The sequence below is a fragment of the Limnohabitans planktonicus II-D5 genome, assembly GCF_001270065.2.
In the GTDB taxonomy this organism is placed as follows: Bacteria; Pseudomonadota; Gammaproteobacteria; order Burkholderiales; family Burkholderiaceae_C; genus Limnohabitans_A; species Limnohabitans_A planktonicus.
The window spans coordinates 1-1022 of sequence record NZ_LFYT02000108.1; the positions used below are offsets into that span (position 1 = coordinate 1).

Below are 1022 nucleotides of genomic sequence, written 5' to 3' on the forward strand. Positions count from 1 at the left end.
CGCTTCGTTTGCCATCAACTGCACACCCGTGCCCCCCGCACCCCTGACGCCCCCAGCGCCCAGCGTGGTCGTTGCACCGGGCGGCATCACCACCCCAGACACCACCCCCACCTTCCAAGGCACCGGCACACCCGGTAACACCATCCAGATCAAAGACCCCGCTGGCAACGTGATTGGCTCTGCCGTGGTCGGCCCCAACGGCCAGTGGAACGTCACCCCCACCGCGCCGCTGCCCCAGGGCTCCAACAACCTGGCCATCACCGAAACCAGCCCCTCGGGTGCCGTCAGCCCCTCCGTGCCCTTGCCGGTGGTCATCGACTCCGTGGCCCCTTCGGCCCCTTCGGGTGCCATTGCCCCCGGCAGCAACACCGGCTCCACCACCGACAACATCACCAGCAACAACAAGCCCACCCTCACGGGCACAGGCACGCCCGGTGACACCATCAAGATCACCGACCCGCAAGGCAACGTGATCGGCACCGCCGTCGTCGGCCCCAACGGCCAATGGAGCATCACGCCCACCACAGCCCTGCCCACAGGCACCAACAACCTCAGCATGGTCGCCATCGACCCGGCTGGCAACGTCAGCCCCACGGCTCCGCTGCCCGTCGTCATTGAGTCAGGCAGCCTGCCCGCACCCACAGGCGGCATCAACTCCGGCAGCAACACCGGCTCGCCCACCGACAACATCACCACCAACCCGCAACCTGTGCTCAGCGGCACCGGCACACCCGGAAACACCATCCAGATCAAAGACCCCGCTGGCAACGTGATTGGCTCTGCCGTGGTCGGCCCCAACGGCCAGTGGAACGTCACCCCCACCGCGCCGCTGCCCCAGGGCTCCAACAACCTGTCCATCACCGAAACCAGCCCCTCGGGTGCCGTCAGCCCCTCCGTGCCCTTGCCGGTGGTCATCGACTCCGTGGCCCCTTCGGCACCCGCTGGTGCCATTGCCCCCGGCAGCAACACCGGCTCCACCACCGACAACATCACCAGCAACAACAAGCCCACCCTCACGGGCA

The 1022-nt window shown here is 67.6% G+C and carries 1 protein-coding gene; it reads left to right on the forward strand.

The window, feature by feature from the left end; genetic code table 11:
* The coding region (locus H663_RS40975) for an Ig-like domain-containing protein (RefSeq protein ID WP_240620610.1) at nt 1-1022 on the forward strand (1022 nt) is incomplete at both ends.